General features: G+C 61.2%; 15 protein-coding genes. 13 read left to right on the top strand and 2 right to left on the bottom strand.

From position 1 onward, the window contains the following. The first annotated feature begins 86 nt into the window (after positions 1–86). The 4 genes from gloA to nusG all read left to right on the top strand — a co-directional run bounded on the left by gloA (position 87) and on the right by nusG (position 4,235). Positions 87–485: a lactoylglutathione lyase gene (gloA, locus tag DXY29_RS08200; RefSeq protein ID WP_115024554.1), complete on the top strand. Its 399-nt coding sequence runs from the start codon at positions 87–89 to the stop codon at positions 483–485. A 5-nt stretch (positions 486–490) separates the two neighbouring features. After that, entirely contained in the window at positions 491–3,232 is a 2,742-nt protein-coding gene (locus DXY29_RS08195) for an ATP-dependent Clp protease ATP-binding subunit (RefSeq protein WP_115024553.1), read from the top strand. A 70-nt stretch (positions 3,233–3,302) separates the two neighbouring features. Next, on the top strand, positions 3,303–3,545 hold the full coding sequence (secE, locus tag DXY29_RS08190) for a preprotein translocase subunit SecE (RefSeq protein ID WP_115024552.1): 243 nt from the start codon (positions 3,303–3,305) through the stop codon (positions 3,543–3,545). Between the two features lie 21 nt (positions 3,546–3,566). Further along, positions 3,567–4,235 carry a transcription termination/antitermination protein NusG gene (nusG, locus tag DXY29_RS08185; protein WP_115024550.1) on the top strand — a complete coding sequence of 223 codons (669 nt, stop codon included), beginning with the start codon at positions 3,567–3,569 and terminating at the stop codon, positions 4,233–4,235. Here nusG and DXY29_RS13850 read toward each other — a convergent pair. After that, the gene (locus tag DXY29_RS13850; protein ID WP_256377603.1) at positions 4,219–4,353 is read right to left on the bottom strand and encodes a hypothetical protein; all 135 of its coding nucleotides are present in this window, start codon (positions 4,351–4,353) and stop codon (positions 4,219–4,221) included. The two genes, nusG and DXY29_RS13850, sit on opposite strands and share 17 nt — an antisense overlap. On the opposite strand from DXY29_RS13850, the gene rplK reads away from it, so the two are divergent. From rplK to rplL, 4 genes are all read left to right on the top strand, one after another. Then, complete coding sequence (gene rplK / locus DXY29_RS08180) at positions 4,346–4,771, top strand: 50S ribosomal protein L11 (protein WP_006851160.1); 426 nt, start codon at positions 4,346–4,348, stop codon at positions 4,769–4,771. The genes DXY29_RS13850 and rplK overlap by 8 nt on opposite strands. A 71-nt stretch (positions 4,772–4,842) precedes the next feature. After that, positions 4,843–5,550: a 50S ribosomal protein L1 gene (gene rplA, locus DXY29_RS08175; RefSeq protein ID WP_115024548.1), complete on the top strand. Its 708-nt coding sequence runs from the start codon at positions 4,843–4,845 to the stop codon at positions 5,548–5,550. Between the two features lie 238 nt (positions 5,551–5,788). Continuing rightward, a complete protein-coding gene (gene rplJ, locus DXY29_RS08170; RefSeq protein WP_006851480.1) occupies positions 5,789–6,316 on the top strand; it encodes a 50S ribosomal protein L10 in 528 nt (175 codons plus the stop codon). A gap of 54 nt (positions 6,317–6,370) precedes the next feature. Then, positions 6,371–6,763 (top strand): 50S ribosomal protein L7/L12, encoded by a 393-nt coding sequence (gene rplL, locus DXY29_RS08165; protein ID WP_115024546.1) that lies wholly within the window; start codon positions 6,371–6,373, stop codon positions 6,761–6,763. Between the two features lie 273 nt (positions 6,764–7,036). On the opposite strand, the gene DXY29_RS08160 is transcribed toward rplL, so the two are convergent. Then, positions 7,037–7,777: a DUF3747 domain-containing protein gene (locus DXY29_RS08160; protein ID WP_115024543.1), complete on the bottom strand. Its 741-nt coding sequence runs from the start codon at positions 7,775–7,777 to the stop codon at positions 7,037–7,039. A 51-nt stretch (positions 7,778–7,828) separates the two neighbouring features. On the opposite strand from DXY29_RS08160, the gene rnhA reads away from it, so the two are divergent. The 5 genes from rnhA (at position 7,829) to DXY29_RS08135 (ending at position 12,220) form a co-directional block, all read left to right on the top strand. Then, entirely contained in the window at positions 7,829–8,587 is a 759-nt protein-coding gene (gene rnhA / locus DXY29_RS08155) for a ribonuclease HI (protein WP_115024541.1), read from the top strand. Positions 8,588–8,595: 8 nt separating this feature from the next. After that, the gene (locus DXY29_RS08150; RefSeq protein ID WP_115024539.1) at positions 8,596–9,777 is read left to right on the top strand and encodes a quinone-dependent dihydroorotate dehydrogenase; all 1,182 of its coding nucleotides are present in this window, start codon (positions 8,596–8,598) and stop codon (positions 9,775–9,777) included. 114 nt (positions 9,778–9,891) lie between these two features. Continuing rightward, positions 9,892–10,827, top strand: a complete 936-nt coding sequence (locus DXY29_RS08145) for a hypothetical protein (protein WP_115024537.1) — start codon at positions 9,892–9,894, stop codon at positions 10,825–10,827. After that, positions 10,824–11,504, top strand: coding sequence for a PilN domain-containing protein (locus DXY29_RS08140; RefSeq protein WP_115024536.1), 681 nt, complete (start codon positions 10,824–10,826; stop codon positions 11,502–11,504). Before DXY29_RS08145 ends, DXY29_RS08140 begins: the two co-directional genes overlap by 4 nt. After that, positions 11,501–12,220: a hypothetical protein gene (locus DXY29_RS08135; RefSeq protein ID WP_115024534.1), complete on the top strand. Its 720-nt coding sequence runs from the start codon at positions 11,501–11,503 to the stop codon at positions 12,218–12,220. The genes DXY29_RS08140 and DXY29_RS08135 overlap by 4 nt, the downstream gene beginning before the upstream one ends. Positions 12,221–12,253: the final 33 nt, after the last annotated feature.

Genomic DNA, 12,253 nt, shown 5'->3' with positions numbered 1-12,253 from the left:
TCCTATGAGTCGCCCCTCTCTCCCCTGTTGTGACGGGCCATACCTGGCCAGAATGATGGGAGGTAAATCCTGAACGACGCTCACCTATGCGGATGCTTCACACCATGCTTCGGGTTGCTGATCTGGAGCGCTCTTTGAGCTTCTACACCGAAGTTCTGGGCATGCAGCTTCTGCGTCGAAAGGATTACCCCAGCGGCCGCTTCACCCTGGCTTTTGTTGGCTATGGATCAGAGCAGAATCACACGGTTCTGGAACTCACCCACAACTGGGACACCGAGAGCTACACCTTGGGTGACGCCTATGGCCATATCGCTCTGGGGGTTGAGGACATCCGCAGCACCTGTGCCGGGATTGCCGATAAGGGAGGCCGCGTGGTGCGGGAACCTGGCCCGATGAAGCACGGCACCACCGTCATCGCCTTTGTTGAGGATCCGGATGGCTACAAGGTGGAATTGATTGAGTTGTCCTCCAAAGTCCCCGCCTGAAACGGATGACCCCATCCCCAGCGTTGAACGGCAGCCTCACCCACGAGCCGGATCGCTTCAGCGATGCGGCCTGGGATCTTTTGCTGAGTGGTCAGGACGTCGCCCGTCGCTGGCGCCATGAGCAGTTGGATGTGGAGCATCTAATTCAGGTGCTGTTCACCGACCCCTCCTGCCGCCGCATGGTGGAGGGATTGCCCCTGCCAACCGATGCGCTCTTGGATCGATTGGAGGATGTGCTGGCCGATCAGCCCTCTGGGCGCGGCGATGAGTTGTTCATTGGTGATGACCTCGAGCAGCTGCTCGATGCGGCCGATGCCATTCGTCGGCGCTGGAATGGCGACGTCATCGATTTGCCGGAATTGCTGATGGCCATCGGTGCTGATCCACGGATCGGTGCCGAATTATTTGCCGGCTTTGGTGTTTCGGCGGATGAGCTTGAGCAGCTGATCCAAAGGGGTTCCGCCGAAGCCTCTCCCCCCCAGGAGGCCCCACGCCGCCAACGGGTGGCCCGCGCTCCGTCATCGTCCCGTCAGCCCCGTGCGTCTGCTCCTCCCAACGCAACTCCTCTCTCCCCTGACCCCGAGGTCGCTGCGCCCGTCCTAACTCCAGAGCCTGCGGCGCCGCAGCCCACGGCGTTGGAGTCCTATGGGCGGGATCTCACCGAAGAAGCAGAGGCGGGCAGCCTCGATCCGGTGATCGGTCGCGATTCCGAAATTCGCAACTTGATCAAGGTGCTCTCACGCCGGAGCAAAAACAATCCGGTGCTGATTGGTGAACCCGGCGTTGGCAAAACAGCGATTGCGGAGCTGTTGGCCCAGCGGATCGTGGCGGGTGAAGTGCCGGAATCTCTACAGGGTCTGCGCCTTGTTGCTCTGGACCTTGGGGCTTTGATTGCCGGCGCCAAGTTCCGTGGCCAGTTCGAGGAACGCCTGCGGTCGGTGCTTGAGGAGGTGAGCGGCTCCGATTCCGGCGTGGTGTTGTTCATCGATGAGCTCCATACCGTTGTTGGCAGCGATCGCAGCAGCACCGATGCCGGCAGCCTGTTGAAGCCAGCCCTCGCCCGTGGTGATTTGCGCTGCATCGGCGCCACCACGCCGGAGGATTACAGGCTCACGGTGGAGAAGGATCCTGCCCTCAACCGCCGCTTTCAGCAGGTGGTGATCCGGGAGCCAGATCTGGAGTTGAGCCTCGAAATTCTGCGGGGCTTGAAGGAGCGTTATGAGCTGCATCACGGCGTCACGATCACCGATGAAGCCATTCAGGCGGCCAACCGTCTCGCCGATCGCTACATCAGCGACCGCTGTCTGCCGGACAAAGCCATTGATTTGATCGATGAAGCGGCGGCGCAACTGAAGATGGAGGTGACCTCCAAGCCGCAGGTGGTGGAGGAAGCCGAGGCGGATCTGCGCCGCGTTGAACTGGCATTGCTCGCTGCTGAGCAAGCGCCTGAATCGGAGCGGATTCAGTTGCAGCGCAACCGGCTTGAAGTGTCGACGCGATTGGACGAGCTGCGGCGTCGCTGGCAGCAGGAGCGCGGTCAGCTGGAGGAACTCGGTCAGCTGCTTCAGCAGGATGAAGACCTGCGCCATGCCATCGCTGAAGCCGAGCGGGATGGCGACCTCGAGGAGGCGGCCCGGTTGCAGTACGACCAGTTGCATCGGGTGCAGCAGCGTCGGGATGAACTGGAGGCGACCCAGGCGGAGGCGCAGACCTCCGGCACTGCTCTGCTGCGCGAGCAGGTGGAGGCCGGTGACATCGCTGATCTTGTGGCCCGCTGGACCGGGATCCCAGTGCAGCGGCTGCTGGCGGGTGAGCGCCGCAAGCTGCTGCAACTGGACGCCCATCTCGCCGAACGGGTGATTGGCCAGGGCGAGGCGGTGATCGCCGTTGCCGCTGCCATCCGCCGTGCCCGTGCTGGCATGAAGGATCCGCGTCGCCCGGTGGGATCGTTCCTGTTCCTCGGGCCGACCGGCGTGGGCAAGACCGAGCTGGCCAAGGCGCTTGCAGCGTCGTTGTTCGATGAAGAGGAGGCGCTGGTTCGCCTCGACATGAGTGAGTTCATGGAGCGCAACGCCGTGGCTCGGCTGATCGGTGCTCCTCCTGGGTATGTCGGCTATGAGGAAGGCGGGCAGCTCACTGAGGCTGTGCGGCGTCGTCCCTATGCGGTGCTGCTCCTCGATGAAGTGGAGAAGGCGCATCCCGATGTATTCAACCTGCTGCTCCAGGTGCTGGATGACGGCCGACTCACCGATTCCCAGGGCCGCACCGTCGATTTCCGCCACACCGTGGTCGTCATGACGAGCAACCTGGCCAGCCCGGCGATTCTTGAACATGCCCGCTCGGGATCCACGGACGAGTCAGCCCTTCAACAGCAGGTGGATGCAGCGCTGTCGAGTCAGTTCCGGCCTGAATTCCTGAACCGTATCGATGAGGTGATTCGTTTCCGCCCCTTGGAGGTGGCTGATCTGGTGCGCATTGTTCAGCTGCAACTGCAAGATCTCGCCGCCCTGTTGGCCGAGCAGGGTCTTGCTCTTCTTGTGGATGATGCTGTCGCCGAGGCCATGGCCCGTCAGGGCTATGAACCCGAGTACGGGGCGAGACCACTGCGACGCGTGTTGCGGCGCCAGCTGGAAAATCCGCTCTCCACGCTGTTGCTCGAGGAACGCTTTACCGGTGCCAGTGGTGTGACGGTGCGGTTGGGCGAGGCTGGCGCAGATTCCTTGGTGTTTGATCCCATGGGAGTTTGAGGGCATCCGGTAGGGTGGTTGTTTGGCGAAGTGCCAGCCGGCACCGTTGTCAACTTCCGGTCCCATCCCCGTGACCAGCCCCATCTCTGAGGACACCACCACATCTGACGGCTCAAAAGCCGCCGCCGATCCCACCAAATCCGGTGGATTTTTGGCGGACACGGTTGATGAGCTGAAACTCGTGGTTTGGCCCAGCCGCCAGCAATTGTTCAGCGAATCCATCGCTGTGATCCTGATGGTCAGCCTTTCGGCGGCCACCATTGCGGCTGTCAGTCGCTTCTTTGGGTGGGCTTCGTCCCAGGTGTTCCGCTGACTCGATATCACCTTTCTCGCCGTGCCCGACGACCTGACCACACCGGACGCCCCTGAAGTGCTTGATCTGCCAGCCCCGAATGAGGGGGAAGATGGCACCTTGCCTTTGGAAGCTGTCGCCAACACGGCCATTGCCCGCTGGTATGCCGTTCAGGTGGCCTCCAGCTGCGAGAAAAAGGTCAAGGCGACCCTCGAGCAGCGCGCCGTCACCCTGGGGGTGAGCAATCGGATTCTTGAAATTGAGATTCCCCAGACGCCTGCCGTCAAGTTGAAGAAGGACGGCACCCGTCAGTCCACTGAGGAAAAGGTGTTTCCCGGCTATGTGCTCGTCCGGATGGTGCTGGATGAGGACACGATGATGGCGGTGAGAAGCACCCCGAACGTGATCAATTTCGTGGGTGCTGAGGACCGCCGTGCCACTGGTAAGGCCCGTGGTCACATCAAGCCACGTCCCCTCAGTCGGTCTGAGGTTGATCGCATCTTCAAGCGGGCGGCTGAGAAGAAGACCGTCGTCAAGGTGGATCTGACCGAAGGCGATCAGATTTTGGTGACGGCGGGTCCGTTCAAGGATTTCCAGGGAGAGGTGATCGAGGTGTCTGGCGAGCGCAACAAGCTCAAGGCCCTGCTCTCCATCTTTGGTCGAGAGACGCCGGTTGAACTGGAGTTTTCTCAGATCAGTAAACAGAACTGATCCATGCGGCGGCCGTCTCCCTGCGGAGGGCGGCCTCAGGAGTGGGCAACCATTCCGCCGCACCCGACCCGAGGGTCTGGTGATCCGCAGCTGTCCAAACCACCCAGCCGATGGCCAAGAAAGTCGTAGCTGTGATCAAGCTGGCCCTAGATGCCGGCAAAGCAAACCCCGCGCCGCCGGTGGGCCCTGCCCTCGGTCAGCACGGTGTGAACATCATGATGTTCTGCAAGGAGTACAACGCTCGGACGCAGGACAAGGCCGGTTATGTGATTCCGGTGGAGATTTCGGTCTTTGAAGACCGCAGCTTCACCTTCATCACCAAGACGCCTCCGGCGTCGGTGTTGATCACCAAGGCCGCGAAGATCCAAAAGGGATCCGGTGAGTCTGCCAAGGGCAGTGTTGGATCGATCAGTCGGGCTCAGCTCGAGGAAATCGCCAAGACCAAGCTCCCTGACCTCAACTGCACCAGCGTTGAGTCCGCTATGCGGATCATCGAAGGCACCGCCCGCAACATGGGCGTTTCCATCAGCGACTGACGTCGCTGCATCTCTTCTCCAACCCTTTCGGGGGAGACATCGCTGATGTCGCCTGAACCCCACCTCTGAACATGCCCAAAATCTCTAAGCGCCTGGCCAGCCTGGCCGGCAAGATCGAGGACCGTGCCTACGCCCCCCTCGAGGCGATTGCCCTGGTGAAGGACAACGCCAACGCGAAATTCGACGAGACGATGGAGGCCCATGTGCGCCTCGGCATCGATCCCAAGTACACCGACCAGCAGCTGCGCACCACCGTGGCCCTTCCCAATGGCACCGGCCAGAGCGTGCGCATCGCCGTGGTGACCCGTGGTGAGAAGGTGGCTGAAGCCAAGGCCGCGGGTGCTGAACTCGCCGGTGAAGAAGAACTGGTGGAGACCATCAGCAAGGGCGAAATGGATTTCGACCTGCTGATCGCCACCCCAGACATGATGCCCAAGGTGGCCAAGTTGGGCCGAGTCCTCGGCCCCCGCGGCTTGATGCCCAACCCCAAGGCCGGCACCGTCACCACGGATCTTGCGGCTGCGATTAAGGAATTCAAGGCCGGCAAACTTGAATTCCGTGCCGATCGCACCGGCATCGTCCATGTCCGTTTCGGCAAGGCCAGCTTCAGTCCTGAGGCCCTGCTTGAGAACCTCAAGACGTTGCAAGAGACCATTGACCGCAACAAGCCCAGTGGTGCCAAAGGCCGTTACTGGAAGTCCCTGTATGTGACCTCCACCATGGGGCCCTCCGTTGAGGTCGATTTCTCTGCCCTGCAGGACATTGAACAGGGGAGCTGATCAGGCTCTCCTCTACACTCAACCTTTGGCGAAAGCCAAATCGGGCACGCGCCCGGCCAGAGACAGCAGGATGTCCCTGGGCATGACGTCAGTCATTCCCATTGATGTAATCCCTGCCGAGGCAGACGCGACACGGTTTTGTCCCATTCGGGGTTGGATCGGCACGCGGCCTCGTCTTCGTTCAGAAGACTCGATCGGCCGTGTGCCCGGCTTGTTCCTTTGATCCGATCCAATCCCTATGGGCCGCACGCTGGAGAACAAGCAGCAGATCGTCGGAGAGCTCAAGGAGCTCCTCGCCGACGCCGAACTGGCACTCGTCCTTGATTTCAAGGGCCTGTCCATCAAGGAGATGTCTGACCTGCGGGATCGTCTGCGGGCCAGCGACAGCGTTTGCAAGGTGACCAAAAACACCTTGATGCGCCGTGCCATTGATGGCGACAGCAACTGGGCCAGCCTCGACTCCCTGCTGACCGGTACCAACGCCTTCGTCCTGGTGAAGGGCGATGTTGGTGCTGGTGTGAAGGCCGTTCAGACCTTCCAGAAGGAACTCAAAAAGTCCGAGACCAAGGGCGGCCTTTTCGAAGGCAAGCTTCTGTCGCAGGACGAGATCAAAGCCATTGCTGATCTCCCCTCCAAGGAGCAGCTCATGGCTCAGATCGCCGGTGCCATCAACGCCGTGGCCACGAAGGTCGCTGTGGGCATCAACGAGGTTCCCTCTGGTATGGCCAGGGCGCTCAAGCAGCACGCCGAAGGCGGCGAAGGCTGATTCGGCTCTGCCGAGACCACTGTTCATTGATCTGTTGCTTCCCTTTTCAAAACCATGTCTGCAAAAACCGACGAAATTCTCGAATCGCTGAAATCCCTCTCCCTGCTTGAAGCTTCCGAGCTCGTTAAGCAGATCGAAGAGGCTTTCGGTGTGTCTGCCGCAGCATCTGCTGGTGTTGTGATGGCTGCCCCCGGCGCTGCTGGTGGCGGCGGTGGCGAAGCCGCTGAGGAGAAGTCTGAATTCGACGTCATCCTCGAAAGCTTCGACGCTGCAGCCAAGATCAAGGTCCTCAAGGCCGTCCGCAACGCCACCGGCCTTGGCCTCGGCGATGCCAAGGCTCTGGTGGAAGCTGCCCCCAAGCCCGTCAAGGAAGGCATCTCCAAGGCCGACGCCGAAGCTCTCAAGAAAGAGATCGAAGAAGCAGGCGGCAAGGTCACCCTCAAGTGATCGCCTCGGGAGAGGGCATGCCCCTCTCCCCTGCTTGTTGTTGCTCAGTCACCGGTCCCTCGTGGGCCGGTTTTTTTATGTTTTTCGGCTGCCAACAAAAAAGCCCCGCCAAAGGCGGAGCTTTCGTCGAGAGGAACACGTTCAGGAGTCTGTCCTTGTTTCGACCCTGAAGAGGCGTTCAGCACTCCTCACACAAATGCAAACTAAGAGCGAGGATTTGATTGTCAGCCCCTTTCTGGTCGCTCTCTCGACTGGCACTGTGCCGGTTGGCCGTCAACGGCCGTAGGGAATCACCTGCAATCGAATCGGGCCACTGCTAATGATGCGGCTGGCTGTTGTTCGACCTGCTCTTCTGCGCGTTGGTCCTGCGGCAGGGAGGGGAGGTGGTGCGACCGGTGGCATCGGCGTTCCCAATCGCCTGAATCCGGAACGTTGGCCATGGCTGCTGGCCCGTGCGAGCAGCAGGTTCACCGGTGCCTTGTGGGCAAAGTACAGATGGTTCAGCTTGCGCCCTTGGTAAACGCGCCGTTCCAGTGCCCAGCCAGGTGCCAGTTGCAGGGGGACGAATCCGTTGGGATCACGACGGTGGACAGGGGCCTGCCCGATCAGGAGTGGTGCCCGTTGCTGGGGGTCGAGGGCTTCGAGTTTCAGTGATGCGCCGGATTGTTTGAGACGGAAGCGGAAGCGGGTTCCGAGATCTTGGTCACCGCTGCGCAACGAGTAGCCATTGCTGTCCAGGTAGCGCTTGCAGATTCTGGTGAAGTCGAAGCGATTCAGGCTGGGCTCCACCAGTCCGTCCTGGCGTGGCGTCCAGCAGCGCGGTTGGGGCTTGATTTGTTCCAGAACCAGCAATTTCCACTGGGCCCTCCCAACGGGTTGTGCGAGTACAGCGAAGCGCTCCTGAGGAACTGCTGTGCTCTCAAACAGGGGCCGCGCCGCGCCCTCCTGCGGTAGGCCAGCGCCCATCAGCCCCAAGGCAGTCAGGCCGGCAGCCCGCAGGTAGGTTCGGCTCATGCACGGTGACGCCAGAAACCGTGTTGTACCGAACAGTGTTGGGACAGATCAATGGCCGAAGGACGGGGACGTGTCGTGGCTGCAGCGACGGATGGCGCCTGCAGCGGCAACCCAGGTCCGGGAGGTTGGGGCGCGTTGTTGCGTTTCGAAGACGGCAGTGTTGAGGAATTCGGGGGCCATGCGCCCGACACCACCAACAACCGCATGGAATTGCAGGCGGCTTTGGAGGTGTTGCAACGCCTTGAGCAGCTGCCCCGTCATCCGGACCTCACCCTGCGCACCGACAGCAAATACCTGATTGATGGGCTTGGCTCATGGATCAAAGGCTGGAAGCGCAAAGGCTGGAAGACGGCTGCCGGCAAGCCAGTGCTCAATCAGGATCTCTGGAAGGCTCTGGATGCCGCCCGCTTGGATGACGTCCCGCTGCGGTACGTCAAAGGCCATAGCGGCGATCCAGACAATGAACGGGTGGATCGCATCGCTGTGGCGTTCTCCCATGCCGTCCAGCCGGATTTAGCCCTGCAGCAGGGATCATCCGAGCCGCCAGCTGCGGAGGCTGCTCTAGAGGCTGCTCCAGAGGCCGCTCCCAAGCCTCTGCTGCAGTTGTTGTCACGATTGGAGTTGGCGGATCGCTTGGCGCAGGGCGGATACAGCCTGTCGTTGCTGGAGCTGGCGCAGCTGGTGGAACAGCCGTTCAAACAGCTGGAAACCAAGCGGGAGAGCTGGATCTGGAGGGACTGGACTGTCCATCCCCAGGAGGATGGCCGCTGGACCCTGGAACGTCGCGAGGCAGGATCAGAACAGTCCTGAGCACGAGCATGTCGCCGTCCTCTTCGGCCGGACCGCTCAGCAGCGGTGCCTTTTACCAGCGTTGGCTTGGCCCGGTCTTGGCGCGAGACGACGGCCTGGATGCGGAACAGCTGTCGCGCACTGCGCTCACGGCGTTGGGTCAAGCGAGCCTGCGGCGCAGTTGGCCTGGGGTGTCCACGGTGCTGGATGGCGTGGCGGCGGATCTGCAACGGCGTGATCTGCGCCTGGAGCAGGTGTTGTTTGGCTGCCGGTTCCCCAATCCGGTGGGTTTGGCGGCGGGATTCGACAAAAACGGGGTGGCGGCTGGCATCTGGGATCGCTTTGGCTTTGGCTTCGCCGAAGTGGGCACCGTCACCTGGCATGGCCAGCCGGGCAACCCGAAACCACGTCTGTTTCGTTTGGCGGAGGAGCAGGCCGCGTTGAACCGGATGGGATTCAACAACGATGGGGCCAAGGCCTTGTTGAAAACCCTGGAGCGCCAACGATTGGATCCCCCCGGCCGCCGGCCAGCGGTGCTGGGCATCAACGTTGGCAAATCCAAGATCACCGCCCTGGAGCAGGCTCCGGACGACTACGCCGCTTCCCTGGAGTTGTTGTCCCCGTTGGCGGACTATGCGGTGATCAATGTCAGCTCCCCCAACACCCCCGGCCTGCGGGAGCTGCAGGACACGGTCCAATTGCGACGTCTTGTGGAGCGGCTGCGACGGCTGCCGGCCTGCCCACCGCTGCTGGTGAAAATCGCGCCGGATCTCGATGATGAGTCGATTGATGCTGTGGCACGTCTGGCCTTTGAGGAGGGGTTGGCAGGTGTGATCGCGGTCAACACCAGTCTCAATCGGCTGGGCCTGGAGCAACGGCGTCTGCCGCAGACCGGCCGCACCCTGGCGGAGGAGGCCGGTGGCCTCAGCGGTGCCCCCCTGCGCCACAGGGCCCAGGAAGTGATCCGTCGTTTGCGGGCCAGTGCGGGCCCTGCATTGCCGTTGATCGGTGTGGGTGGGATTGATTCTGCGCAAGTTGCCTGGGAGCGCATCACCGCAGGGGCTTCCCTGGTGCAGCTTTATACCGGCTGGATTTTTCAGGGTCCGGATCTGGTGCCGCGGATTCTGGACGGTCTGCTGCTGCAGCTGGATCGCCATGGCCTGCGCACCATTGCGGAAGCGTCTGGCAGCGGTTTGCCCTGGCAGGACTGAACTCGATGCATCGAAGCTCCCTCACCGGCTCGATGTTGTGCCTCTGAATGTCTCCTGAGTGGAGTGATTAAACGTGTTGATCGTCGATAGCATGAACACAGTGGGAAGCGTTGTGTGCCACTGCCTGCTCTCGCTGAGCTGCCTCAACTCACAGCATTGAGCTTGGCTTGGCGGCGGCTTGTCGAGATCAAGCCGGTGTTGATCACAGTGACGAACACGCGCTTGGTGTGTTGTTGGGACAAGGGGGGGCGTTGGTGGCAACGCGTTGTCGACTGGCCCGATGGTGTGTGTCGTGATGGTTTGCCGCTGCAACGGGAAGTGGTTGGTGAGTTCATCGCTGATTTGATCTTTGACTGCGATCTTCCCGGGGCAGAACTTGTTCTTTGTCTCCCCCTGCGCGCTGCTGCCTGGTGCGTGGTCGACGGCTACGGATTGGATGGGGCGCCTGGTCTTGTGCCTCAGGCGCTGCAGTCTGTTGAGTTGCCTTTTGATCTGGCGGAGAGCTACATCACGTCGTCACCTGTGCAAGAGGCCTTAGCGGTGGTGGGTGTGCCGCGGTCGTTGATTCAGGGCTGGAGCGAGGTTGCTGAACTGGCGGATCTGCCGCTGCGGCGTGTTGATTGGTCGCTCACCGCGGCCCAGCGGTCCTTGCATCAACTCACGCAGGCGTGGGATGGCGATCTGGCTTGGCTTGTGCGGGAGGAGAAGCGCATGCGGTTGGTGTTGTTCCACCAGGGAGTTCCTGAGGTTGACCATGCACTGGAGGAGGACGACCCTCTGGCCTGCCAGCGCGAGATTCGGGCCTGTGTTGCTGCCTGGCAGGGCTCGGTCGATACGCCATCTGCACTGGGCTGGTGGTTGTCGGTTCCTATCGAACAGGTTGACGATTGGATGCCGCTCGTTGACGAGGAGAGTGGGGAGTGCTGTTTGAACCAGCCCTTACCCACCTGGGCTGAACCATCGGATCAGGGCGCCGCTGCAGATGTGACCGATGTGCTGTCACCTCTGCAGCAGTTGGCGCTGCTGGCGCTGCAGCAGGAGGAGCGATGACTTCGCCTCAGGACTGGCCCAAGCCGGATTTGTTGCAGCAACGCCGGCTCGAGCTCGGCTTGCCGTTGGATCCGGCGCCTGTCCCGCCGCCACTCTCTCTGTTTAGTAAGGGCGTCATCGGCGCGTTGGTGTTGGTGATGTTGGCCGTGCTCACCCTGTTGGGATTACAGCATCGTCAGCGGCTGGTGCAGTCCGAGGTCGATGCACTCAATCCCGTGGAGAGGCGTGTTGGTGATGCCAAGGCACGGCTCCGTGCCATGACATCGCGCCGGTCCAGCCTGGAGCAGCAGACGCAATCCATCGCCGAGCAGTTGGTGGCGGTGCGCTCGGGGTCGGCCTTGTTGGAGCAATTACGACGGGTCACGCCTCAGGGGGTGCGCCTTCTGTCGGTCGACGCCAACCCTTCCAAAGTGCTGATCAAGGGGGAATCCCAAGGAACGGATGCCTTCCAGCGGATCAACGCCTTGGATCTAAACCTTGAAGCCTTGCCGGGCATGCTCCGCGATGGCACAACCGTTGTGAAAGCTCAGGCCGACAAACAGGGACGAATTGCCTTCAGCCTTGAGGCCAAGCTCGATCCAGCCATGAAACCCACGCCGGAACACTTGCGTGGTCTTGGTGCCGAGGGTTTGGCCCAGCGCTTGGAGTTGCTGCAAGGAGAGGGGTTGTTGCCATGACCAACCTTTCGACAACGTCAAGCCAGCCATGGCTCACACGGGGACGCTTGTTGGTCGGCTTGCCCCTTGGGCTTGGTGTCTTGGTGAGTGCTGCGGTTGTGGTGTTGGGGGTGAGACCTCTCCTGCAAACGGTGCAAGGTTTGCAGGAGAGGCGAGACACCTTGCTCAGTCTTCAGCGCAGTGCTCCTGCGTTGGAACGTCAGCTCAACCAGGCTGAGGCTGAACTGCGGATGGCTGAAGAGAAGCAGGCTTTGTTGGTGGGTTTGCTGGCAGGGCGTGACAAGGTGCAGACCTTTCTGGCCCTGTTGAATCAGCAGGCTGTGGCGTCGGGTGTGCAGATGCTGCGCTACGAACCGCTCAAAACGCCACCACCACCTCAGGGCCAATCCCGGCAGAACAACAGACGATCCAATACGAATCAGAAGGCTGAAACTCCGCAAGATCCATTGCAAGCCCTCGGCTACCGCAAGTCGTCTGTTGCGCTTGAAGTGAGCGGTTCATTCGGCGGATTGCAAACCTTCTTGCAACGGATGGAGGCTTTGGAGTTGCTGGTCGAGAGCAGTGAGCTTGAAATCGAGGTAGTGGTCGAGAAAAAAGATGATGAGCCAGCTCAGGCTGCTGTGGCCCGCACGCAGCTCACCTTGAAGCTCAGTTTCTATGACTTGGCTCCCAAGGCGGGTCCGCCAGCGGAGGCTTCCACATCAACGCCTTCATGAGGCTGGTGTATCTCGATATCAATCGATACCATC

Origin of the sequence: Synechococcus sp. UW69 (assembly GCF_900474185.1) — a bacterium.
Classification (GTDB): Bacteria; Cyanobacteriota; Cyanobacteriia; order PCC-6307; family Cyanobiaceae; genus Parasynechococcus.
Note: the sequence above shows the minus strand (reverse complement) of the source record. Positions and strands in the feature narration are given on the sequence as shown.